This is a genomic window from Nitrincola iocasae (assembly GCF_008727795.1).
Classification (GTDB): Bacteria; Pseudomonadota; Gammaproteobacteria; order Pseudomonadales; family Balneatricaceae; genus Nitrincola; species Nitrincola iocasae.
The window spans coordinates 349,342-371,868 of the sequence record NZ_CP044222.1; the positions used below are offsets into that span (position 1 = coordinate 349,342).

Annotated in this window: 22 protein-coding genes and 1 CRISPR repeat array (1 of these 23 only partly in view); of the genes, 9 read left to right on the top strand and 13 right to left on the bottom strand. The window is 52.9% G+C overall.

Annotated elements, in window-relative coordinates; genetic code table 11:
- Positions 1-2,851: direct repeats of the CRISPR family, unit length 29 nt; unit sequence GTGTTCCCCGCACCTGCGGGGATGAACCG (it extends 1,936 nt beyond the left edge of the window).
- 275 nt (positions 2,852-3,126) lie between these two features.
- The 6 genes from F5I99_RS19935 to F5I99_RS01750 form a co-directional block, all read right to left on the bottom strand.
- Complete coding sequence (locus F5I99_RS19935; protein WP_407670344.1) at positions 3,127-3,405, bottom strand: RES family NAD+ phosphorylase; 279 nt, start codon at positions 3,403-3,405, stop codon at positions 3,127-3,129.
- A 38-nt stretch (positions 3,406-3,443) separates the two neighbouring features.
- Positions 3,444-3,761 carry a CcdB family protein gene (locus F5I99_RS01730; protein WP_151053362.1) on the bottom strand — a complete coding sequence of 106 codons (318 nt, stop codon included), beginning with the start codon at positions 3,759-3,761 and terminating at the stop codon, positions 3,444-3,446.
- A complete protein-coding gene (locus F5I99_RS01735; protein ID WP_151053363.1) occupies positions 3,761-4,006 on the bottom strand; it encodes a type II toxin-antitoxin system CcdA family antitoxin in 246 nt (81 codons plus the stop codon). Before F5I99_RS01735 ends, F5I99_RS01730 begins: the two co-directional genes overlap by 1 nt.
- Positions 4,007-4,075: 69 nt before the next feature.
- On the bottom strand, positions 4,076-5,422 hold the full coding sequence (locus F5I99_RS01740; RefSeq protein ID WP_151053364.1) for a TAXI family TRAP transporter solute-binding subunit: 1,347 nt from the start codon (positions 5,420-5,422) through the stop codon (positions 4,076-4,078).
- Between the two features lie 102 nt (positions 5,423-5,524).
- Complete coding sequence (locus tag F5I99_RS01745; protein ID WP_151053365.1) at positions 5,525-6,376, bottom strand: universal stress protein; 852 nt, start codon at positions 6,374-6,376, stop codon at positions 5,525-5,527.
- A 13-nt stretch (positions 6,377-6,389) separates the two neighbouring features.
- The gene (locus tag F5I99_RS01750; RefSeq protein ID WP_151053366.1) at positions 6,390-7,868 is read right to left on the bottom strand and encodes a SulP family inorganic anion transporter; all 1,479 of its coding nucleotides are present in this window, start codon (positions 7,866-7,868) and stop codon (positions 6,390-6,392) included.
- 398 nt (positions 7,869-8,266) lie between these two features.
- On the opposite strand from F5I99_RS01750, the gene F5I99_RS01755 reads away from it, so the two are divergent.
- Both F5I99_RS01755 and F5I99_RS01760 read left to right on the top strand, forming a co-directional pair.
- Entirely contained in the window at positions 8,267-9,406 is a 1,140-nt protein-coding gene (locus F5I99_RS01755; RefSeq protein WP_151053367.1) for a 1-acyl-sn-glycerol-3-phosphate acyltransferase, read from the top strand.
- The gene (locus tag F5I99_RS01760) at positions 9,399-10,115 is read left to right on the top strand and encodes a lysophospholipid acyltransferase family protein (protein ID WP_225307506.1); all 717 of its coding nucleotides are present in this window, start codon (positions 9,399-9,401) and stop codon (positions 10,113-10,115) included. Before F5I99_RS01755 ends, F5I99_RS01760 begins: the two co-directional genes overlap by 8 nt.
- 5 nt (positions 10,116-10,120) lie before the next feature.
- Here F5I99_RS01760 and F5I99_RS01765 read toward each other — a convergent pair whose 3' ends face one another.
- From F5I99_RS01765 to F5I99_RS01790, 6 genes are all read right to left on the bottom strand, one after another.
- Entirely contained in the window at positions 10,121-11,062 is a 942-nt protein-coding gene (locus F5I99_RS01765) for a 5-oxoprolinase subunit C family protein (RefSeq protein ID WP_191905925.1), read from the bottom strand.
- On the bottom strand, positions 11,055-11,777 hold the full coding sequence (locus F5I99_RS01770) for a 5-oxoprolinase subunit B family protein (protein WP_151053369.1): 723 nt from the start codon (positions 11,775-11,777) through the stop codon (positions 11,055-11,057). The genes F5I99_RS01765 and F5I99_RS01770 overlap by 8 nt, the downstream gene beginning before the upstream one ends.
- Before the next feature lies 1 nt (position 11,778).
- On the bottom strand, positions 11,779-12,522 hold the full coding sequence (locus tag F5I99_RS01775) for a 5-oxoprolinase subunit PxpA (protein ID WP_225307507.1): 744 nt from the start codon (positions 12,520-12,522) through the stop codon (positions 11,779-11,781).
- Positions 12,523-12,535: 13 nt separating this feature from the next.
- On the bottom strand, positions 12,536-13,753 hold the full coding sequence (gene fabB / locus F5I99_RS01780) for a beta-ketoacyl-ACP synthase I (RefSeq protein WP_151053370.1): 1,218 nt from the start codon (positions 13,751-13,753) through the stop codon (positions 12,536-12,538).
- Between the two features lie 68 nt (positions 13,754-13,821).
- On the bottom strand, positions 13,822-14,337 hold the full coding sequence (gene fabA / locus F5I99_RS01785; protein ID WP_151053371.1) for a 3-hydroxyacyl-[acyl-carrier-protein] dehydratase FabA: 516 nt from the start codon (positions 14,335-14,337) through the stop codon (positions 13,822-13,824).
- Positions 14,338-14,451: 114 nt separating this feature from the next.
- Positions 14,452-15,420 carry a polyprenyl synthetase family protein gene (locus F5I99_RS01790; protein WP_151053372.1) on the bottom strand — a complete coding sequence of 323 codons (969 nt, stop codon included), beginning with the start codon at positions 15,418-15,420 and terminating at the stop codon, positions 14,452-14,454.
- Positions 15,421-15,547: 127 nt separating this feature from the next.
- Between F5I99_RS01790 and F5I99_RS01795 the strand changes: the two genes are divergently transcribed.
- The 5 genes from F5I99_RS01795 (at position 15,548) to proB (ending at position 19,353) form a co-directional block, all read left to right on the top strand.
- Complete coding sequence (locus F5I99_RS01795) at positions 15,548-16,126, top strand: DNA-3-methyladenine glycosylase I (RefSeq protein ID WP_151053373.1); 579 nt, start codon at positions 15,548-15,550, stop codon at positions 16,124-16,126.
- A 201-nt stretch (positions 16,127-16,327) separates the two neighbouring features.
- Complete coding sequence (rplU, locus tag F5I99_RS01800; protein ID WP_036523239.1) at positions 16,328-16,639, top strand: 50S ribosomal protein L21; 312 nt, start codon at positions 16,328-16,330, stop codon at positions 16,637-16,639.
- Positions 16,640-16,672: 33 nt separating this feature from the next.
- Positions 16,673-16,930 (top strand): 50S ribosomal protein L27, encoded by a 258-nt coding sequence (gene rpmA / locus F5I99_RS01805; protein ID WP_036523240.1) that lies wholly within the window; start codon positions 16,673-16,675, stop codon positions 16,928-16,930.
- A gap of 92 nt (positions 16,931-17,022) precedes the next feature.
- Positions 17,023-18,216, top strand: coding sequence for an Obg family GTPase CgtA (gene cgtA, locus F5I99_RS01810; RefSeq protein ID WP_151053374.1), 1,194 nt, complete (start codon positions 17,023-17,025; stop codon positions 18,214-18,216).
- 15 nt (positions 18,217-18,231) lie between these two features.
- Positions 18,232-19,353, top strand: coding sequence for a glutamate 5-kinase (gene proB / locus F5I99_RS01815; protein WP_151053375.1), 1,122 nt, complete (start codon positions 18,232-18,234; stop codon positions 19,351-19,353).
- A 104-nt stretch (positions 19,354-19,457) separates the two neighbouring features.
- Here proB and rpsT read toward each other — a convergent pair whose 3' ends face one another.
- Positions 19,458-19,721: a 30S ribosomal protein S20 gene (gene rpsT / locus F5I99_RS01820; RefSeq protein WP_151053376.1), complete on the bottom strand. Its 264-nt coding sequence runs from the start codon at positions 19,719-19,721 to the stop codon at positions 19,458-19,460.
- A 215-nt stretch (positions 19,722-19,936) separates the two neighbouring features.
- Here rpsT and murJ point away from each other — a divergent pair, with 215 nt between their 5' ends.
- Positions 19,937-21,490: a murein biosynthesis integral membrane protein MurJ gene (gene murJ, locus F5I99_RS01825; protein WP_225307508.1), complete on the top strand. Its 1,554-nt coding sequence runs from the start codon at positions 19,937-19,939 to the stop codon at positions 21,488-21,490.
- A 79-nt stretch (positions 21,491-21,569) separates the two neighbouring features.
- Positions 21,570-22,526, top strand: a complete 957-nt coding sequence (gene ribF / locus F5I99_RS01830; RefSeq protein WP_151053377.1) for a bifunctional riboflavin kinase/FAD synthetase — start codon at positions 21,570-21,572, stop codon at positions 22,524-22,526.
- Position 22,527: the final 1 nt, after the last annotated feature.

Here is a 22,527-nt window from a genome sequence, read left to right on the forward strand (position 1 = left end):
CCCATGCCCAGCTCATGTGTTCCCCGCACCTGCGGGGATGAACCGCCGGAACGGTCGCACGTTTTAATGCCGTTGATGTGTTCCCCGCACCTGCGGGGATGAACCGCACGTCGCAGCAATGCCAGACGTTCATTGGGGGTGTTCCCCGCACCTGCGGGGATGAACCGTTTCGCTCGCGGCGAAAATCCGTTTGGGTTTGGTGTTCCCCGCACCTGCGGGGATGAACCGTTAATGCCACGTATACTACCGCCGCCATTGATGTGTTCCCCGCACCTGCGGGGATGAACCGCATGTGATTGATTTTCTGTCCGAACGTGTTCTGTGTTCCCCGCACCTGCGGGGATGAACCGGTTGGCCACCACGTTGGACCAGCCGTCTGAACGTGTTCCCCGCACCTGCGGGGATGAACCGTTTTAAATTGGCGCGAATGCCTAGGCGCTCAGGTGTTCCCCGCACCTGCGGGGATGAACCGTTAGTCACTCCACGTGGCCCTGTGTAGCGAATGTGTTCCCCGCACCTGCGGGGATGAACCGCTTTTTATCATATCGCCAAACTGTCTGATCACGTGTTCCCCGCACCTGCGGGGATGAACCGATGATTCAGGAGTTTCTAAAAGAGGGTAGGGAGTGTTCCCCGCACCTGCGGGGATGAACCGATGATTTTGACCAACTTGATTTGCGTTTGCGCGTGTTCCCCGCACCTGCGGGGATGAACCGATGACGCTGAACCATTCTGGCAATTATTTGAAGTGTTCCCCGCACCTGCGGGGATGAACCGATGTCATCTAGAAAAAAATAATTGTCACAATCGTGTTCCCCGCACCTGCGGGGATGAACCGTGCAAACATTATTAAGCGACAGTCGCCCTTCAGTGTTCCCCGCACCTGCGGGGATGAACCGGTTTCGGCCAGGGTGCCAACCTGAAAGATGCCGTGTTCCCCGCACCTGCGGGGATGAACCGTGCAAACATTATTAAGCGACAGTCGCCCTTCAGTGTTCCCCGCACCTGCGGGGATGAACCGGCGCAGACAAAATGCCTCGTCAAACTCTTCGCGTGTTCCCCGCACCTGCGGGGATGAACCGTTAAAATCGAATGTCCGTGATATATTCGTTGAGTGTTCCCCGCACCTGCGGGGATGAACCGCAATCGGCATGCCTGCACGCGACGCCATTCGTGTGTTCCCCGCACCTGCGGGGATGAACCGTGGTTGCAATAATCTGTTACTAACGTTACCGAGTGTTCCCCGCACCTGCGGGGATGAACCGTCATCGTTAAACATAGACGACGTAAAGCGCGGGTGTTCCCCGCACCTGCGGGGATGAACCGTGAAAACAGGTCAAAATCTTTATCAGCAAGCAGTGTTCCCCGCACCTGCGGGGATGAACCGCACCGGGTAATCATAACCAATGTTATTAAACCGTGTTCCCCGCACCTGCGGGGATGAACCGCCCATAGCGCAACATGCGCTCTTATAAAACTAGTGTTCCCCGCACCTGCGGGGATGAACCGTCCAGCGACTCTACCCAGTCACGCTCAAAGTCGTGTTCCCCGCACCTGCGGGGATGAACCGGGCATATCCTTCACCAGCTTGACCAGGTTTGTGTGTTCCCCGCACCTGCGGGGATGAACCGATCAGCAGCGAAGATTAGAGGGTTTTGATACAGTGTTCCCCGCACCTGCGGGGATGAACCGGCAGGATCGCCATTTCGGCTAAAGACTACAAAGTGTTCCCCGCACCTGCGGGGATGAACCGCTTATCACAATGGAAGATCATGCCAAGGCAATGTGTTCCCCGCACCTGCGGGGATGAACCGCCACCTTTTTGCGCGCCAGGTATTTTGATTTAGTGTTCCCCGCACCTGCGGGGATGAACCGATGATTAATGAAATGGTCTGGCTTAAACATCCGTGTTCCCCGCACCTGCGGGGATGAACCGCTGGTGCTGATGGGTCAGTAGGACTAATGAGTGTGTTCCCCGCACCTGCGGGGATGAACCGTTCTGGGGTGAGGAAGGCCGGATCATAATTGAGTGTTCCCCGCACCTGCGGGGATGAACCGGATAGGGCTGGAAGAATATTCCCGAAGCGTTCGTGTTCCCCGCACCTGCGGGGATGAACCGTTGGCCTGAACGCTCATTTGATCTCTTGATACGTGTTCCCCGCACCTGCGGGGATGAACCGCAACCCCCAATTACTACATGGCTGAAACCGATGTGTTCCCCGCACCTGCGGGGATGAACCGCTCCCCATGGGTGTATGCATCATCACGCTCAGGTGTTCCCCGCACCTGCGGGGATGAACCGGGATATAGACGCAATCAGTAGCAACGCCTTCAGTGTTCCCCGCACCTGCGGGGATGAACCGCAGAGACTCCAAAACTACGGCGTTTTTTAGAGGTGTTCCCCGCACCTGCGGGGATGAACCGGCACTGATGGCGGCTGAGAGTCAGTTCGGCGTGTGTTCCCCGCACCTGCGGGGATGAACCGTGAAATCGTGGGTGGTGCTGGTGGTAGTACGTGTGTTCCCCGCACCTGCGGGGATGAACCGCACTGAGCCTCTTCTTCAGTTGCGTTGATGTAATGTTCCCCGCACCTGCGGGGATGAACCGTTGTCGCCAATGCCTTCGATATGGCTCAAACCGTGTTCCCCGCACCTGCGGGGATGAACCGATGCTTGAGGAGCGTGCCAGATCACTGGCGCGGTGTTCCCCGCACCTGCGGGGATGAACCGATTGAAACGTAGCTGCTGGGCCTTCCATCCAAGTGTTCCCCGCACCTGCGGGGATGAACCGCGAACCTGGAACCAGCGCTGCTGTCCGAAAATGTGTTCCCCGCACCTGCGGGGATGAACCGCAAAGGTGTAGCATTGCCAAATCGTGAGGCATGCATGGAGCAGCGCCGGGAAGGTGTATTGCTGTACAGGCGTGAAGACGTTGAATGAGGGTGGATCGCCCCGCCGTTCCACCCATGCGCAGGATCTTAGGTCGTACCTCGGAGTACTAGGCCTACAGCACAATTAGTATAGGAAGCAATCATGACCGGATCAACTCAGTGTTCTCCGCACCTGCGGGGATGGTACCGTTTTAAAGAGCACGACATTTCGTAGCGCTTGTGTGCCAGAGTTGGAATCATAGTTTGAGTTCACGAACCTTTGAAATACTCTCTCCATCAAAGACGAACTCAAAGTGCTGTGTTTGAACGGCAGACTCGACAGGCGAAGGCGACATTAGTGCCCAGCAAGTCGCCCCTGCATGTCTGACTGAGCGATATTGAAGTCCTGCCTCTCCTGATTTTTTAACCTTAGCTCTAAAAATACGGGAGGTTGTGTAATCATTGGGTACATGGATAGCATTAATAGAAACAGCGTCGATAAGCTCTGCTGAGAACTTAACTTTGAGGCATCGCATATCATCCACAGTGTCGTAATGAAGTCCTTCTACATTCCTCAAATACCGGTGATCGCAAGATCGATGGCTTCAATAACCTGCTCTCTGAAATGCGCGAGAGTGCCTATTGGATTCTTCAGGTGTTTTTGTGACACAGAGGCTACTTGCGGGACAAGCAGCAGGAGTTCCTGATCGTCGAAGGTTATTTCTGGTGTCAGTCCTCGCATCGTATTGCTGCCAAAGACAGAACGTTTGCCAAGTGGCACAACGATACGGGTTGTCAGATTGGTCAGTAGAGAGCTTTGAACGTCCACCAAATAGGGGTAGTGGGCTTTGCTGGTTTTACTTGGATTAGGGTAAACATCGAACTGAGCCATTAAAACTCCCGAAATTCATCACCGAAGCAACCATGTTGTTCAACGAATTCGTTGTATTTTTGGATCGCAGAGCGGTTTTCTTCAACCCATTGGCTTGCCGCGCATTTGGCAAGTTCTTCTCTCAAGGCACGTTCTAGCGTGGCTGAGAGGTTAATGTTCATAGCGCGGGTTTTGCTTAGCAGATCACTGTTAACTGATAGGTTTGCTGCTTTTTTGGGCGCGTTTGTATTGTAGAGTTCAGCCATCATTGCCTCCCGAGAGCTATTATAATTCTCAGTTTATGCGCATTTTAATGCGCATTCAAGATTGTCTGGTTAGGATAACGCCGCTATACGCTCTTCCAGGCGGCTACGAATATAGGCGACATGCAAGCGCAGGTTGTAGAACTCTTCCATGTAGGAGAGGGGTACTACGGTATCGGCGACGTCATTTTCAAAGCTTCGTACCAGCTCCAGGTCGCTTTGTAACAGGGTCAGGGGTACATCCGGTTTGGCCAGATCATCATCGATAATGCGCAGCTTCTTATACCAGCGGTAGATGCGGCGGCGGATACGCCAGCGGAAAGCCGGGGGTGCCACGCGCATCAGTGGAATCATAATGGCGAGTAGCGGAATGATTAAAATAGCCAGTCGGTCGACTAGTGAGGCGAGCCAGAAGGGCAGGTGACGGTGGAGTATGTTGGGACCACGTTCGAGGTAGTATTGGGCATCGGTTGAAATGGTGATATCGGTTTGCTCTAGTGACGGGAACTGATTGTTGTCGGTGATCAGGTTGATGCGTCCCTGGTCCTGTTTTGCGGCTTCAATCAGCAGTTGTACCATGGAGCGATGCACATCATTTCGGATGGCGATATAAGTCGCTGGCGCGATGAGTTGGATATCAGTTGCAGGCAGGTTGGCATTCAGATCAACAACACCCTGGTACAGAGTTACGCCGGTAAGGTAAGGCAGGCGACGGGCCAGCGCCTGAGCGCGGGAAAAGTTCATGACTTGCAGGGAGGGATCAGACAGTAATTCCGTCATTAACGGTGCATCCGGTGCCATAACAAAGGCGGCCGCATCGATCTCGCCCGCTTGTAGCAGCACCATCGCTTGTTGGCCGCCTTGTTCCAGCAGCAGATCATTGTCGAGTGCTATATCCAGTAATCCGGCTTCTTCCAGCAAGGCGGTGACCAGTTTGCGTGTACCGCTACCTTCACCACCTATGGCCACTTTAAGACCGCTGAGTTGGTCCAGGCGTGCGAGTTCTTGTGTATCTGACAGATTGACCGCTTCCGGTCGGTAAAACACAAACAAGGGTTCCAGAGCTACGCTGACAACGGCTTCCAGTGGCAGCGCGTCGCCTTCAGGCAGTGTGCCACTCTGCACCAGCGCCGCATCCACTTCACCATTGAGCAGGCGCTGCCAGTTATCCACGGAACCGGCGGTGTTGATCAGTTCCAGCTCAAATCCACTGTCAGCAAAGGATTTGGCATAGCGTTGCCCGGTTTGCTCGTAAGCGCCGCCACTGCCACCCGTTGCCAGGGTGAAGCGGCTTGGCGGTGCAGGTTCAACAAATTGCCAGGCGATATAGAAAAATACCGCACCCAGCAGTATGAAGGGAATCAATACACGGATGGAATCACTAATAAGAGCAAAGAACAGGCGTAGATTTCTGGGCATCGGCTCGCTTTCCTTGTGGCTAACCCTTGAACTGTAGCATGCTCAGAGATCAGCGCAATCGCTAGCGTACTTCAGCCCAGTATCAATAACCTGTGGTTGGTCTCAGCGCAACAAGAGTACAGGGATCTGGCTGTTCTGCAGCAGTTTGGTGGTGGTGCTGCCAACCAGAAACTGACGTATGCGGGAGTGGCCGTAAGCGCCCATTACCAGCAGGTCAATATTCAATTCTGTGACGGTAGCATTGATCACCTTGTCGACATCACCGGCACGAATTTCCTGCGTTACCTCAAAACCGGCTTTTTCCAGTTTGCTGGCAGCCGCTTTGAGTTCTTCACGCAGGGTGTTGGTGTCCGCACCTATGGTGAGCAGCGTACAGGGAATGCCTTTGAACAAGGGGCTGCTGGCGACCATGTTGACGACTTTGTTGGTGGTGGCGCTGCCATCATAGGCGATCAGGAAGCGTTCCGGTACCTTGAAGTCACCCATGGTGATCAGCATCGGGCGGTGCATTGTCCGGATAACGCTTTCCAGATGGGTACCGATATGCGATGCACTGTTTTCGTGGCTGCCTTCACGTCCCATGACCAGCAGGCGGATGTCATCTTCCTGTTCAGACAGGCTTTCAATCAGATCGCCATGCAGTTGCAGGGTTTCGGCTGTGTCTATGCCTGTATCAGCAACGCGCTGTTTGGCGTCCTGCAGCATCAGTCGCCCTTGCTCCTTGATGATTTTTGAACGCTGTTCATCCAGTTGCGAAAGCTCATCCAGCAGATGCTCCCGCGTACCCAGGCCGATGTTGCCGCTGAGATTAGCCTTGGCAGGCTTTTCTGCTTTTTCAAGGATATGCAGAATCACCAGAGGCGCCTGCATCTGCAGGCTGGACCAGGCGGCATAATCGCAAACGGTTTCGGCGGTATGGTTGAAGGTGTCGATACACGCGATTACTTTGCTCATTATTTCTTCCTTATTAGTGGCTCATCAGCTTATCGACAGCATCGGGCTTATCATGCACGCCAAAACGGTCAACGATGGTGGCACTGGCTTCATTCATGCCAATGATTTCCACTTCAACGCCTTCGCGACGAAACTTAATCACGACCTTATCCAGTGCGGCAACGCCGGTAATGTCCCAAAAATGTGCGCGACTGAGATCGATCACCACATTATCAAGATCCTCTTTGAAGTTAAAGGATTCGGTGAACTGGTCAGATGAACTGAAAAACACCTGTCCCACCACGGTGTAAACGCGAGTGGTTTGCTCTTTAAGTTCTGATCCAACATACATAAACTTGCCTACTTTGTTGGCAAAGTTGATCGCGGCAATCAGTACCCCGACAAACACGCCGTAGGCCAGGTTATGTGTAGCAACGACGACAACGACGGTGGCAACCATGACAACATTGGTCGACATAGGGTGTTTTTTCAGATCTTTGATCGATGTCCAGCTAAAGGTACCGATAGAGACCATGATCATAACCGCTACCAGTGCGGCCATGGGAATCTGGCCGATCCAGTCACTCAGGAATACCACCATAAACAGCAGGAAAACACCGGCGGTCATTGTTGATAGCCGTCCGCGACCGCCTGATTTAATGTTGATAATAGATTGGCCAATCATCGCACAACCGGCCATGCCGCCGATCAGGCCAGCACCAATATTGGCGATGCCCTGGCCCTTGCACTCACGGTTTTTGTCGCTTTTAGTATCGGTCAGATCATCAACAATGGTTGCGGTCATCAGTGATTCCAGCAGACCCACAACAGCCAGAGCTGCAGAATAGGGTAGAATGATCCACAGGGTTTCCAGATTCAGGGGCACGTCGGGCCAGAGGAAGATAGGCAAGGTATCAGGTAGCTTACCCATGTCGCTGACCGTGCGGATATCCAGATCCAGCAGTAAATACAGCCCGGTTAACACCAGAATACAGACCAGTGGCGATGGAATGGTTTTGTTGATGTAAGGAAATAGATAAATAATGGCCAGGCCCACGGCGGTCATGGCATAGACATGCCAGCTAACGTTGGTTAATTCAGGTAATTGCGCCATAAAGATCAGGATGGCCAGGGCGTTAACGAAACCAGTGACCACAGAGCGGGATACAAAGCGCATCAGGCTGCCGAGCTTTATGTAACCGGCAATAATTTGTAATACACCGGTCAGCAGGGTAGCGGCCAGCAGATATTCCAGACCATGATCACGAACCAGTGTCACCATCAGCAAGGCCATGGCACCGGTCGCGGCCGAGATCATACCTGGGCGGCCCCCGACGATAGCGATGATTACGGCAATACAGAAGGAAGCATACAGGCCCACGCGCGGGTCAACACCGGCAATAATAGAGAAGGCAATGGCTTCAGGGATTAGAGCAAGCGCAACAACTATACCTGCAAGCAGGTCACCGCGAATATTGCCAAACCAGTCTTGGCGCGTCGAAGAAAGAAGCATAGAACATTCCGTTTAGTCAGTTAGCATAGTGGCTGAAATCCAGGAGGAATCAGCGTCATCATTATAAGAGTGGGTTGATCAGATCAATGCAAATGCTGTGCCCGGCCGGGATATAGAGTGGGCTGGCTGAATTGCTATCAGCCTAGCATGACATTGTGACAGCACAGGGTACGTAAGGTCATCCGTGCTGGGTGAGCGCTAGGGCGGACTCATGATCAAAAACAAAGCGGCATCCCGATAAACATGGGTTATTGGAAGGGCGAAAATTATATAGAACTCTTGGTGCGAAGTAAATTTTGCTATGGCAAAGGTGACGCAAATCATCCTTGCGTCACTGTAATTTGAGCACAAACAGGCTAGAATGCGCGTTTTCCACAGTCAGGTTGTTGGTATTATCCATGAGCGAACAGAATCAGAACGCTGATCCGTTTCAGTCGATTCGCCCCTATCGAGATAATGAGGTCGCAGAAGTCCTGAACCGCATGATTCGGGATAACGAGTTGGTCGATGTGATTACTCACTACCAGTTTCCCCGGTTGCCACGTTTTATGCGGCGTTTGTTAAGACCTGTGGTCCGCATTGGTTTGGCGGCCAAGGTGGGTGATATAGAAAATATTACCAGCTTTCAGAAGTTTATCGCCAACTATATGACCAAGATGATTAATCGTTCGACCAGCAAGCTTAGCTGCAGCGGTATTGATCGTCTCGACCCGCAAGAGTCCTATCTGTTTGTATCCAATCATCGTGATATTGCCATGGACCCGGCTTTCGTCAATTGGGCGCTGTATCAGTATGGTTTGAATACAGTGCGTATTGCCATCGGCGATAATCTGCTACGCAAACCCTATATTTCGGATTTGATGCGTCTGAACAAAAGTTTTATCGTCAGGCGCTCGATCAAGGCACCCCGCGAAATGATGGCGGCGATGACACTGCTGTCAGGCTATATAGATCACAGCATCACTACCGGTCACTCTGTCTGGATCGCGCAACGAGAAGGGCGCTCCAAAGATGGCAATGATCGCACGGACCCAACTCTGCTGAAAATGTTCTATATGTCACATCGCAAGCAGCGAAGCTTTGCTGAAATGGTTGAGCGTCTTAATATCGTTCCTGTTTCTATCTCTTATGAGTTTGATCCTTGTGATGCCTTAAAAGCCAAAGAGCTGGCAGCGGTGGCGACCGAGGGCAAGTATCAAAAATCAGAGTTTGAAGATATCGATAGTATTGTCAAAGGCATTACCGGTGCCAAGGGGCATGTGCATGTCGACTTTGGCGAGCCGATAAAGGGTAACTTTGACACCCCGGAGGCGCTGGCGGCCGAAATTGATCGGCAGATACTTAGTGGCTACTATCTGCATCCGACTCACCTGGCTGCGGCAGGGCGAACCGAGTCAGATGTCGCTAGGCAACTACTGCAGGAGCGTCTGGTGCAGGTGGACGAGCTGGCTCAGCCCTATTTGAAAAATATGTATGCTAATCCGGTATTCAATCGTGAACGAGTTGAACAAGCGGCCAAGGGGGTAAAAAGTGCTTAAATTACGTGCTTTTTTATTTGCAGCAGGCTTTTATCCCTTAACCATCCTCTACGCTATACCCTGTTTGTTGATCGGTCCGCTGCTGCCGTTTCGGGCGCGTTTTTCTTTCCTGACAGGGATTAACTACTTTTACATCTGGTGGCTGAGGGTAACCTGTGGTGTTAAAACTCAGGTGACAGGTCTGGAAAACCTGCCTAAAGACCGCCCCTATGTAGCCTTGTCAAATCACCAGAGTGAGTGGGAAACCTTGTATTTTCAGTTGGTCTTCCGACCCCAGTCGGTAGTACTCAAGCGCGAGTTGTTGAAAATTCCCTTTTTTGGCTGGGCGCTGGCATTGTTGAAACCGATTGCACTGGATCGCTCACAGCGCCGTGAAGCGCTCAAACAACTGCTCCGGCAGGGTAAGGAGCGGCTGTCTGAGGGAATTCCGGTAGTTATTTTTCCGCAAGGTACGCGTGTCGCAGTTGGCAAAGAGGGGCGGTTTAACAAGGGTGGCACTATGTTAGCGGTGAGCCAGGGCGTACCTGTTGTTCCCGTGGTGCATAATGCCGGCATCTGCTGGCCGGGAAAATCCTTCGTTAAACACCCAGGTACGGTACAACTGGTTATCGGTGAGCCGATTGAAACTCAGGGTCGCAGCGTTGATGAGGTGCAGCAGGAAGTGATGGCGTGGATGATGGCGCAGATGAAAGCGATCGGGGCCGCTTGACAGGTCTAGCGGAAGAAACGTAGAAAAGCAGCTTCCTGCTGTTGTGCTTGCTCAAGGTTGATAGAACGTAACTGTACAGTCTGCCCCGGTCGAACTTGTGCCAAATGATCCAGGCTGCGCAAGGTGACAAATCCGGGTTTCGGGTAGCCGCCAATGCTTTGGCGTTCATTCAACAGAATAATGGGTTGGCCTGAGGGTGGCAGTTGTACTGTGCCTGCAGCGACACCTTCTGATATCAGGGCGCGTGCCGTCGTTTCCAGTTTAGGGCCTTCCAGTAGTGCCGCCATACGGTTAGAGTTGCTGGACAGGGTCCAGTTGCTGGTCAGCAGAGCCTCGGTGATGTCTTCGCTCACTTGGCTGTGTGGGTTAGGATAAAAGTCCAGTTGTGCGGGTGAGCTGTAGTCAGGAATAAACTGGCTGGGCAGGCTCGTCAGTGCACAGCGATGTTCTGCCTGGGTCGGCTGATAGGCTAAATGATCGCCGCTTTTCAGGGCTGATCCTAGTCCGTCCAACCCTCCGAGTTGCTCCCGCAGCACACAAGAGCGGCTTTCTCCCAGCCCTTTGGGGGTTTTCCAGCCTCCACGAATGCATAAGTAAGCGCGCATACCGCTGGTGGCATAACCCGTCTCCAGCACGTCACCCGCTTCAACAGCTTGGGTTTGCCAAGGGGCGATTGCTTGGCCATTCAAGCGGGCTTTTAGATCTGCTCCGGTCAGTGCTATTTGTGTCGCCTGCATAAAGCGGCCCTTCAGACCGCCGATAGTGATTTCCACGGCAGCAGCGCCCCAACGATTGCCTACCAAACGATTGCCCCAGGCCCAGGCATGCCGATCCATAACACCCCCTACGGTCAAGCCCAGATGTGCACAACGCTGGCGTCCGGCATCTTCAATCAGGCTGAGTACACCGGTGGCGGTAATGTCCAGGTAGTGAGATTGATCAGTCACAGGATAGCTCCCCATTGAGCAGATCATCCAGATTGCCGCCTAGCTGAATAAATGTTTCTTTATCCACAGGATGAAAGCGTACGCGCTGGCCGGGTTGCAGCAGGGCAGGTGGGTCAGCCTGCACATTGAAGAGTTTCATCGGCGTGCGACCCAAAAGCCGCCAGCCTCCGGGTGAGTCGATCGGATAGATAGCTGTCTGGTTGTCGGCAATCGCCACGCTGCCAGCCGGGACCCGCGCTCTGGGTGTTTCCAGGCGCGTGACTTGGAGGTCAGGATGGGTTTCTCCCATATAGGCAAACCCGGGAGCGAAACCCAGCGCATAGACCCGGTACTCCTGCTGACAGTGGCGCCGAATAATATCCTCGACTGTGCAGTGTTTCTGCTCGGCCAGCGCGACCAGATCCGGACCGGTGGTGTGTGGATCGTAATAGACCGGTATGTTGATTGGTTCAGCGTCTGCCAGCGGTGTGTCAGGGGGGCGGTTATTCAGTAAAGGCGTAATACGAGTCAGTAACGAGGCCTGGGTGTCCTGCAACAGGTCGTACTCGATCAACAGTGTGGTGTAGGCCGGTGTCAGATTCAATATCCGATCACCTAGCGAGTTTTGTAGCCGTAGACTGATCTGGTGGATGCTGGCGCTGAGTTCAGGGCTCATCACCTCAGCAAAACGCAGCAATAGCGCATTAACGCCTGCGGTTTCAGCAGACCAGCGCATCTTAGCGCTGCCTCAGTGCCTGGTGGATGGCTGTTACGGTGGCGATAGATTGTTCATTGTCACCATGTACGCAGAGACTGTCGGCTTTGAGCGTTAAGGGGCCAGATGGGGTTGTGACGCACTGTTGCTTTGCCAGACTAATCGCCTGTGCCAATATCAGCTCGCGGTCCTGGTGTACTGCACCGGGTTCACTGCGCGGCATTAATAAGCCCTCATGGGTATAGGCGCGATCAGCAAAGGCTTCGAAAATAAGCGGGAGTTGACACTGCTCGGCGAGGGCTTGCGCCGCGGTATTATCCGCTCGGCTTAACAGCATCAGACTCAAAGGTGTTTTGTCGGTTTGATTGAGTGCTGCAATTGCTTGCATAACACCCTGCAGCAGGACAGGATCTGACATCATGTCGTTATAGAGTGCGCCATGGGGTTTGACATAATCCACCTGACCCCCTTCGGCCCGGGTGATGGCTTGCAAGGCGCCAACTTGATAGTGAATTAATGCGCGAAGCTCATCCTTGCTGACCTTGAGGCTGCGACGACCAAAACCAATCAGATCAGGGTAAGCTGGGTGTGCACCGATACTGACCTGATGCTCTAGCGCCAGAATAACAGTTTTTTGCATGGTGAGCGGGTCTGAGGCGTGAAAGCCGCAAGCGATGTTGGCCTGATCCAGCCAGGGGATAACTTCGGCATCCCGACCCAGGGGCCAGATGCCGAAGCTTTCACCTACGTCCGCATTGAGCAGCATAGGTTGATGGGGATTAGTCGTTGTACTTCTGCAGTACCAGCGTTGCGTTGGTACCACCGAAGCCAAAGCTGTTGGACATGACGCGTTGCAGGTCGACATCATCCTTGCGCTCGGTCACGATCGGCAGGCCTTTCGCTTCCGGATCCAGCTCATCAATGTTGGCAGATGCACAGATAAAGTTATTTTGCTGCATCAACAAACAGTAGATGGCTTCCTGAACACCTGTGGCGCCCAGTGAGTGACCGGTCAGTGACTTGGTAGAGCTGACCGGTGGCATCTTGTCAGCGAAGAAGGTCTGCATGGCCTTCAGTTCCTGAATGTCGCCTGCCAGGGTTGAGGTGCCATGAGAGTTGATGTAATCCACTGGGCCATCAACGGTTGACAGGGCTTGCTGCATGCAGCGCACCGCACCTTCACCAGAAGGCGCAACCATATCGTAGCCATCGGATGTCGCACCGTAGCCGACGATTTCAGCGTAAATTTTTGCGCCGCGGGCTTTGGCGTGTTCCAGTTCTTCCATGACCAGCATGCCACCACCGCCGGCGATAACAAATCCATCGCGGTTGGCATCATACGCGCGTGAGGCTTTTTCTGGGGTGTCGTTGTACTTGCTGGACAGGGCGCCCATGGCATCAAACATGACGCTCAGTGACCAGTGGAGTTCTTCGCCACCGCCAGCAAAAATCACATCCTGCTTACCCAGTTGGATCAGCTCCATCGCATTACCGATGCAATGTGCACTGGTGGCGCAGGCGGAGGTGATGGAGTAGTTAACCCCTTTAATTTTAAACGGTGTTGCCAGGCAGGCGGATACCGTAGAACCCATGGTACGAGTTACGCGGTAAGGGCCGACACGGCGCACGCCCTTATCTCGCAGTATGTCCGCACTTTCGACAATATCAGCTGATGATGCGCCGCCAGAACCTGCTATCAGTCCAGTGCGCACATTGGAAACCTGGTCTTCGGTCAGGCCTGAGTCTTCAATGGCTTGCTTCATTGACAGGTAAGCATAAGCAGATGCATTACCCATAAAACGACGCAGCTTGCGGTCAATCAGGCTTTCAAGGTCAATGTTCACTTGGCCGGCTACCTGGCTACGGAACCCCATTTCTTTGTATTCCGGCTGGAAGCAAATGCCAGAGCGTCCTTGTTTCAATGAATCAAGAACTGTTTCTTTATCATTCCCAAGACAGGAAACGATACCCATTCCGGTAATCACAACGCGTCGCATGTGCTGACTCTCTCTGCTTTTAACGTAACGTTACGTGTTTGTTATAATTGGTTCGACAATGATCTGGTTCAGAAGTTGTCAGTAGAGGTGAACAAGCCCACCCGCAGATCTTTGGCTGAGTAAATTTCACGCCCATCCACCGACATGCTGGCATCAGCAATACCCATTACCAACTTGCGCTCAATTACACGTTTTAGCTGGATATGGTAGGTAACCTTGCTGGCAGTGGGTAGCACCTGACCGAAAAATTTCACTTCACCTGCACCGAGCGCTCTGCCACGCCCCTTGTTGCCTTTCCAGCCAAGAAAGAAACCTACCAGCTGCCACATGGCATCCAGGCCCAGGCAGCCTGGCATCACCGGATCGGTCGGAAAATGGCAATCGAAAAACCATAAATCGGGATGGATATCCAGCTCAGCAATGATTTCGCCCTTGCCGTGTTCGCCGCCGTCTGCGGAAATGGTGGTGATTCGGTCCATCATCAGCATATTGCCGACTGGCAGTCTGGCGTTGCCGGGTCCGAACATTTCGCCGTAACCGCATTTCAGAAGGTCTTCGCGTTCAAAAGATGAGGGCTTAGTCATGAATTAATATCTGTCCAAAAACAATGAGATTTAATTTAATCTTGGGATTATACCGTTAGAGTGTAGCAGAGGCACGACCTGTTGCTGATTATTTGCACAGCTATTTGCGTGGCGTTATTTTTTACGCGCAACGGCCAGGCCTGCCAGTTCAGTCAACGTTGTTTTGAATGAGGAGTCTGCTAACTCGTTGATGGCGTTGATAGCCTTGTCAGCTTCCTGCTGTGCAGTGGCTTGCGCATAGTCGATGGCCCCGGTATTTCTGACAATATCCAGTACTGGCTGCAGATCTTCCAGGCCGCCTTGGCGTATGGCATTACGGATGAGGGTGCGCTCCGCCTCAGTGCCGCACTGCATGGCTCGAATCAGCGGCAGAGTGGCTTTGCCTTCAGCCAGATCATCGCCAACGTTTTTGCCCATCTCTTCAGCGGTAGACAGGTAATCCATCACGTCATCGGTAATCTGGAAAGCAATGCCAATATGACGACCATATAGACGCATGGCTTCACGATCAGCGGATGAGGCATCAGCCAGGATGGCGCCGCATTCAGTAGCGGCTTCAAACAGCATGGCGGTTTTGCCCAGAATCACCTGCATATAGCTGTCTTCGGTGGTATCCGGATTGCGCTGATTGAGGAGCTGTAGTACCTCACCTTCGGCGATTACTGTGGTGGCGTTGGAGATAACCTGCATGATTTCCATGCGGCCAATTTCCACCATAATCTGAAAAGAGCGTGAATAGAGGAAGTCGCCGACCAGTACGCTGGGTGCATTGCCCCATTTGGCGTTGGCTGTGGCATTGCCGCGGCGCAGTTCGGAATTATCGACTACGTCATCATGCAGTAATGTGGCGGTATGAATAAATTCAATCACAGCAGCCAATCGGATATGTAGCTCACCCTGATAACCACACGCATTTGCACTTAGCAGTGCTAAGAGTGGGCGTATGCGTTTACCGCCACTTTCGACAATGTAATGGCCCATCTTCTCAACCAGCGGTACGTTAGAACCCAGGTTGTTAAGAATGAAATCTGTCACGGCGTCGAACTGAGGTTCGATAAGTGGATTTAGCTGATGTGGCTGCATGTATTCGATGGCTGGAAATTAATGATGGCTGAATGCTAGGGAGTGCGGTGCCCGATGTCAAGAAAGTGGGGTATATTCTAGGGTCATGCAGTTTGCTACGGTTTGTATAAATATAAGGATCTGGGATATGAAAAAACGTTGTGGCTGGTGTAGTGATGATCCGCTCTATATTGAGTATCACGATCAGGAATGGGGTGTGCCTGCGCATGATGATCGCCATCTGTTCGAAATGTTGATACTGGAAGGTGCGCAAGCGGGGCTCAGTTGGATCACAATTCTGAAAAAACGAGAAAACTACCGTCAAGCCTTTGATCAGTTTGATCCTGTGAAGGTCGCCGCTTATATGGATGCGGATGTGCAGCGTTTACTGAGTAATGCTGGCATCGTACGCAATCGTCTTAAAATCGCCGCGGCGATTAAAAATGCCCGAGGCGTTTTGCAGATTCAGCAAGAATTCGGCTCACTGGACCGTTATCTCTGGGGGTTTGTTGATTATCGGCCAGTACAGAATTGCTGGGAAAACCTTAAGATGGTGCCGGTGCAGACGGATGCGTCGGTGCGTATGAGTAAAGATCTTAAAAAACGGGGCTTTGGTTTTGTCGGCCCGACAATTTGTTATGCGTTTATGCAGGCTGTGGGGATGGTGAATGATCATGAGCAAGGGTGTTTTCGTCATGCGCAAGTCAAGGCGTTGGCCTCTGCGTAATTGGCTCGTGTCGTTTTAGCCTTGAGCAGATATAAACTAAACTGTTTATTGCTTGATCTGTAGTGGGTGTATCTGTATAATTGCGCGCCCTGAGCTTGTCCAAATCATCGCTCCCTGTTATAGGGTTTTATCGCTTGAAGAAGCAGCCCTTAGAAGCAGGTTTCGTTTCAGTAGCCGGACAAGCGTAACCTGGAGAGAATTATGTTTGCAGTGATTGTGAGTGGCGGTAAACAGTACCGTGTGCAAGAAGGTCAGACGCTGAAGCTGGAAAAGCTGGTAGCTGAGCAAGGTGCTAAAGTTGAATTCGATCGCGTATTGCTGGTTAGCAATGGCGATAACGTAACTGTCGGTGCGCCGGTGGTTGAAGGTGCTAAGGTCTCTGCTGAGGTTGTTAGTCACGGTCGTGGTGATAAAGTGACTATCATCAAGTTCCGTCGTCGTAAGCACCACATGAAACGTCAGGGCCACCGTCAGTGGTTCACTGAAGTTAAGATTACCGGCATCAGCGCTTAATTACGCTGCCGAAAAACGCATAGGAGAGATACAATGGCTCATAAGAAAGCAGGCGGTTCAACTCGCAACGGCCGCGATTCGCAATCCAAACGTCTGGGTGTAAAGCGTTTCGGTGGTCAGGCAGTGATTGCTGGCAATATACTGGTTCGTCAGCGCGGCACTAAGTTCCATGCTGGTACCAACGTCGGTCTGGGTAAAGACCATACACTGTTTGCGACAGCAGACGGAGTTGTTAAGTTTGTTGTGAAAGGTGCTCAGAAGCGTAAGTACGTAACCGTCGTACCTGCCTGAGAAACCTGCAGCTAAGCCTAAAAAAAGCTCCGCCTAGCGGGGCTTTTTTTATGGATTAACATAGAAAGGTACTACCTTTCGGGAGAGAAAAGATGAAATTTGTCGATGAAGCAACCATTACCGTAGAAGCGGGTAAAGGCGGAAACGGCTGCATGAGCTTTCGGCGGGAAAAATTCATCCCGAAAGGTGGTCCTGACGGCGGTGATGGCGGTGACGGTGGTTCTGTCTGGGTCGAGGCTGATGAGAGTCTGAATACCCTGATCGATTACCGCTTTACCCGTCAGTACAAAGCGCCCAGTGGCGAACAGGGTCGAGGCTCTAATTGCACTGGGGGCAAGGGTGAGGATCTGACCTTGAAGGTGCCGGTGGGTACCACCATCGTTGATGTGGATACCGATGAGGTATTGGCTGATCTGACACAAATAGGTCAGCGGGAAAAGATTGCCCAGGGTGGTTTTCACGGCCTGGGTAATACCCGTTACAAGAGCAGTGTAAATCGCTCGCCGCGCCAGACAACCAAAGGCTCACCCGGTGAGTTGCGTAACTTGCGTCTGGAGCTGAAGGTACTGGCCGATGTCGGTTTGCTGGGCTTGCCGAATGCAGGTAAATCCACCTTTATCCGTGGTGTCTCTGCGGCCACGCCGAAAGTGGCAGATTATCCGTTTACCACGCTGATTCCGAACCTGGGTGTGGTCAGGACCGATGCGTTGCGTAGTTTTGTGGTCGCTGATATCCCCGGCATTATCGAAGGAGCAGCAGAAGGTGCGGGTTTGGGGATTCGCTTCCTGAAACACCTGGCGCGTAACCGCGTGCTGTTGCATATCGTCGATATGGCACCCTGGGATGAAACCACGCCAGCAGAAGCAGCGATCACTGCAACTAAAGAGCTGAAACGCTTTAGTCAAACTCTGGCGCAGCAACCACGCTGGCTGGTATTGAATAAGCTGGACTTGCTGCCTGAAGATGAGCAGGACGCCGCCTGTCAGGCCGTGGTGGATGCATTGGAGTGGCAGGGTCCGCTGTATCGTATCTCGGCCTTGAATAAAACTGGCCTGAAGCCGCTGACGCATGATCTGCAAAACTTCCTGGACGCACGTAAAGAGGCAATATCTGAAAATCCGGAGTTGCTGGAGCAGGAGCAGGAAACTCGTCGAATCATCGATCTTGAAGCGCGTGAAAATCTGGCCAGATTGCGTGAAGAGCTGCGTGCCAAGCGTGAAGATGATGACTGGGATGATGATTTTGATGACGACGATTACGATGTCGAAGTCGAGTATGTTCGCTGACGGAGAGAGAAAAGCATGACGGGTCGTGAGCGCTTGGTTCGTCGAGGGCGTTGGGTTGTTAAAATTGGCAGCTCACTGTTAACCAATGATGGTCAGGGTTTGGATCAACAGGCAATTGCCCGCTGGGTCGAACAGTTGGTGTCGTTGCGTGAGCAGGGTATCGAAGTCATTCTGGTGTCATCCGGCGCGGTGGCTGAGGGTTTGAGTCGTCTGGGTTGGAAAACCCGACCGAATGAAGTGTTTCGTCTGCAGGCCGCTGCCGCTGTCGGCCAGATGGGTCTGGTACAGACCTGGGAAGCCTGCTTCTGGAAGCATGGCGTGCATACGGCCCAGGTGCTGTTGACGCATGATGACCTGTCTAACCGCAAGCGTTATCTGAATGCGCGTTCCACTCTGCGTACCTTGATTGAGCTGGGCGTGGTGGCGGTCGTCAATGAAAACGATACCGTGGTCACCAGCGAAATCCGTTTCGGTGACAATGATACTCTGGGTGCCCTGGTTGCCAATGCTGTTGAGGCGGATGCGTTGATCCTGCTGACGGATCAATCGGGTCTGTTCAGTGCCGATCCACGTCAGGATCCAACGGCTGAGTTAATTGGTGAGGCACGGGCTGAAGATGAGCGCGTGTTGGCAGTAGCGGGTGATGGTGGTGCGCTGGGTCGTGGTGGCATGATCACCAAGGTGCGTGCAGCGCGCTTGGCGGCACGTTCCGGTGCGGTTACGGTGATCGCCAGTGGTCGCGAAGATAACGTCCTCAGGCGTCTGTTTGAGGGTGAGGCGCTGGGTACCCTGTTGACACCTGAGCGTGAGCCGATGGCTGCCCGCAAACAATGGATTGCCGGGCATCTGCAAGCGCGTGGCACCTTGATGGTGGATGCGGGTGCGGTGAAGGCCTTGACCGCAAGTGGGCGTAGTTTGTTGCCAGCCGGAGTGCTCAGAGTTACCGGTGACTTCTCACGCGGTGAGATGGTGATGATTATTGATGAAGTTGGACGTGTGATAGCTCGTGGTTTGGCAAACTACGGCGCTGATGATGCGTCTCGCATACTGGGTCATCCAACTCGGGCGATAGAGTCGATTCTTGGCTTTATGGGCGAGGAAGAGTTGGTGCATCGCGATAATATGGTGCTGGCCTGACACAAAAAAACCGGCGATGAGCCGGTTTTTTTTTATGTACAAGATGTACGGTATGCCGCGGGCGCATGGATGCGCAAGAGCGGCGCATATAAGACCTTGGAGTCTTAAGCCAGTGCTTTGATCTTCGTAGACAAGCGGCTCTTGTAACGAGCAATCTTGTTCTTGTGGAAGATGCCTTTATTGACGGAGCTGTCCAGAACTGGTTGAGCAGTTTTGAATGCAGCTTCAGCAGCGGCTTTGTCGCCGGTTTCAATAGCGGCGAAGATTTTTTTCAGGTAAGTGCGCGCTGTGGAGCGCAGGCTAGCGTTTTGCTGACGACGCTTCTCCGCCTGGCGAGCACGTTTACGGGATCCTGCGGAATTAGCCACAGTCTGGCTCCTTTAAACTTAGGTTGATCAAAATACGGCGGTAGTAGTGCCGAAAAACAGACGCGAAATTATTCATGTTAGTGAACAAAAAGTCAACTGTTTATATCATTCTTCTCGCGATTCTATGCTATGAGTGGCGCAAAAAGAAAGTTATTATTTGCGCGTCTTGCCGATCGCGGTAAAGGATAACACAGAACGGGTGGAGTAAAGCAGAATTGGAACAGGCAGAGACTAAAAAAGCCGGGTTGCTGAGATCCAGTGGTACGGTTGGTATTATGACCCTGCTTTCACGGGTTTTGGGGTTGGTTCGTGATGTCACTATCGCGTCGATTTTTGGTGCTGGTGGGCATGCAGATGCGTTTTTTGTGGCCTTCAAGATTCCCAATTTTCTGCGTCGTTTGTTTGCCGAAGGGGCGTTTTCTCAGGCATTTGTGCCGGTACTGTCGGAATACCGTACTCAGCGTGACCTGCAAGCGGTGCAGATGTTGGTCAATCGGGTGGCTGGCACTCTGGGGATGACGCTGCTGTTGCTGACACTGGTGGCGATGATGGCGGCACCGGTGCTGGCTGCGATCTTTGCGCCGGGGTTCTATCTTGCCGGGGGAGAGCGCTTTACGCTGGCATCGGAGATGTTGCGCATTACCTTTCCCTATCTGCTGCTGATCTCTCTGACTGCTTTTTGTGGTGCGATTCTTAATAGCTACGAACGCTTTGCTATTCCCGCCTTTACCCCGGTGCTGCTGAATCTGTGTCTTATTGGCGCCGCGCTGTGGATCAGTCCGATGATGGACCCGCCGATCATGGGCTTGGCCTGGGGCGTGTTCCTGGCAGGGGTGATGCAGTTGCTGTTCCAGTTACCCTTTCTGGCTCGTTTGCGTCTGTTGCCACGGCCGACGATGGGTTGGCGTGATGAAGGGGTACGGCGGATCATGACGTTGATGGTGCCGGCCCTGTTCGGTGTGTCAGTGGCACAGATCAACCTGTTGCTCGATACCGTGCTGGCCTCCTTTCTGCAAAATGGCAGTGTGTCCTGGCTGTATTACTCCGACCGGTTGGTGGAATTGCCCCTGGGGGTATTTGGTATTGCGATCGCCACGGTGATTCTGCCCGCGCTGTCACGTAATCATGCTGATAAAAGTGACAAGGTGTTTTCCGCTACGCTGGATTGGGCGTTGCGGATGATCCTGCTGATTGGCTTGCCTGCTGCGCTGGCGTTGGTAGTGCTGGCTGAGCCCCTGATTGCCACCCTGTTTCACTATGGTGAGATGCAGGACAGGGATGTAATGATGGCGGGTATGAGTCTAAAGGCTTATGCGCTGGGCTTGCTGGCCTTCATGTTGATCAAGGTGCTGGCGACTGGTTACTTCTCCCGCCAGGATATGAAAACCCCGGTGAAAATCGCTATCTGGGCGATGGCGGCGAATATGTTGTTCAACCTGATTCTGGTCTGGCCGCTTGATCATGTGGGTCTGGCACTGGCGACCTCGCTGTCGGCCTTTTTGAATGCGGGGATGTTGTTATTAGGTTTGCTCAAGGTTGGTGTGTTGCGCTGGCAGCCGGGGTGGGGGCGTGTATGGCTGCGTACGCTGTTCGCCAATGCGCTTCTGCTGACTTACCTGCTGAGCCTCAGTGCTGACACTGAAGCCTGGTTAAGTGCTGGTTTATGGCAGCGGGTTGAATGGCTGGCGCTGCTGGTAATTGGCGGTGGTTTGATCTATCTGGCGGCCCAGTGGCTTGCCGGGTTGCGCTTACGTCATCTGCGGGCCTGACAAAAGCCTTAACAGGGCTGATAATAGTGTGCTTTTTCGACTATAATGCGCGGTTTAGATTCTGACCCAAGATAATGGCATGGAACTGATCCGAGGCTTACATAATCTGCGCGACAAACACCGAGGCTGTGTGGCCACCATTGGTAATTTCGATGGCGTACACCTGGGTCACCAGAAAGTGCTGCAACAGGTCAAGCAGAAAGCGGCTGAAATGGGCCTGCCGAGTGTCGTAATTATCTTTGAACCTCAGCCGCGGGAGTTCTTTGCTGGCAGTGATGCACCGCCACGGCTGACGCGCTTTGATGAAAAGGTGCGGCTGTTGCGGGATCAGGGTATTGACCGGGTACTGTGTCTGACATTCAACGCCCGTTTGCGCAGTATGTCGGCGCAGGCGTTTGTCGATGAATTACTGCTCAATGGCCTGCATGTGCGGCACTTTGTTGTCGGTGATGATTTTCGCTTCGGTTGTGACCGCACTGGTGATTATGCCATGCTGGAAGCCACCGGAGCCGCGCATGATTTTTCGGTAGAGAATACGCATACCTACCTGATTAACGAACAGCGAGTGAGCAGTACGCTGGTCAGAGAAACACTGATGCGCGGTGACTTTGAACTGGCCGAACAACTGCTGGGACGCCCCTACCGTGTGACCGGGCGGGTGCAGCATGGCAATAAACTCGGTCGTCAGTTGGGCGTGCCTACCGCCAATGTGCGTATGCACCGCTTCCGGTGCCCGTTACAGGGTGTCTACACGGTACGGGCCCGCTTTTGCGGGCATGACCTCGAGGCTATCTGTAATGTCGGTGTCAGACCGACGATTAATGGCCGCTTGCCGGTTTTGGAAGTACACCTGTTCGATTGGGATCAGGATCTCTACGGGCAGTTGATGCAGGTCGAGTTTCTGCATTTTTTACGTCCCGAAAAGCGCTTTGATGGACTTGATGCGTTAAAAACACAGATTTTTTCAGATATTGAAACGGCCCGTCTCTGGTTTGCTGACAGCACCGGGCAGAATTCACTTGCGGAAGTTAACTGAT

Excerpts from the sequence above, each read along its gene's own strand:
- F5I99_RS19935 (WP_407670344.1), bottom strand. The coding sequence starts at position 3,405 with ATGCGATGCCTCAAAGTTAAGTTCTCAGCAGAGCTTATCGACGCTGTT.
- F5I99_RS01730 (WP_151053362.1), bottom strand. The coding sequence starts at position 3,761 with ATGGCTCAGTTCGATGTTTACCCTAATCCAAGTAAAACCAGCAAAGCC.
- F5I99_RS01735 (WP_151053363.1), bottom strand. The coding sequence starts at position 4,006 with ATGGCTGAACTCTACAATACAAACGCGCCCAAAAAAGCAGCAAACCTA.
- F5I99_RS01740 (WP_151053364.1), bottom strand. The coding sequence starts at position 5,422 with ATGCCCAGAAATCTACGCCTGTTCTTTGCTCTTATTAGTGATTCCATC.
- F5I99_RS01745 (WP_151053365.1), bottom strand. The coding sequence starts at position 6,376 with ATGAGCAAAGTAATCGCGTGTATCGACACCTTCAACCATACCGCCGAA.
- F5I99_RS01750 (WP_151053366.1), bottom strand. The coding sequence starts at position 7,868 with ATGCTTCTTTCTTCGACGCGCCAAGACTGGTTTGGCAATATTCGCGGT.
- F5I99_RS01755 (WP_151053367.1), top strand. The coding sequence starts at position 8,267 with ATGAGCGAACAGAATCAGAACGCTGATCCGTTTCAGTCGATTCGCCCC.
- F5I99_RS01770 (WP_151053369.1), bottom strand. The coding sequence starts at position 11,777 with ATGCGCTGGTCTGCTGAAACCGCAGGCGTTAATGCGCTATTGCTGCGT.
- F5I99_RS01775 (WP_225307507.1), bottom strand. The coding sequence starts at position 12,522 with ATGCTGCTCAATGCGGACGTAGGTGAAAGCTTCGGCATCTGGCCCCTG.
- fabB (WP_151053370.1), bottom strand. The coding sequence starts at position 13,753 with ATGCGACGCGTTGTGATTACCGGAATGGGTATCGTTTCCTGTCTTGGG.
- fabA (WP_151053371.1), bottom strand. The coding sequence starts at position 14,337 with ATGACTAAGCCCTCATCTTTTGAACGCGAAGACCTTCTGAAATGCGGT.
- F5I99_RS01790 (WP_151053372.1), bottom strand. The coding sequence starts at position 15,420 with ATGCAGCCACATCAGCTAAATCCACTTATCGAACCTCAGTTCGACGCC.
- F5I99_RS01795 (WP_151053373.1), top strand. The coding sequence starts at position 15,548 with ATGAAAAAACGTTGTGGCTGGTGTAGTGATGATCCGCTCTATATTGAG.
- rplU (WP_036523239.1), top strand. The coding sequence starts at position 16,328 with ATGTTTGCAGTGATTGTGAGTGGCGGTAAACAGTACCGTGTGCAAGAA.
- rpmA (WP_036523240.1), top strand. The coding sequence starts at position 16,673 with ATGGCTCATAAGAAAGCAGGCGGTTCAACTCGCAACGGCCGCGATTCG.
- cgtA (WP_151053374.1), top strand. The coding sequence starts at position 17,023 with ATGAAATTTGTCGATGAAGCAACCATTACCGTAGAAGCGGGTAAAGGC.
- proB (WP_151053375.1), top strand. The coding sequence starts at position 18,232 with ATGACGGGTCGTGAGCGCTTGGTTCGTCGAGGGCGTTGGGTTGTTAAA.
- ribF (WP_151053377.1), top strand. The coding sequence starts at position 21,570 with ATGGAACTGATCCGAGGCTTACATAATCTGCGCGACAAACACCGAGGC.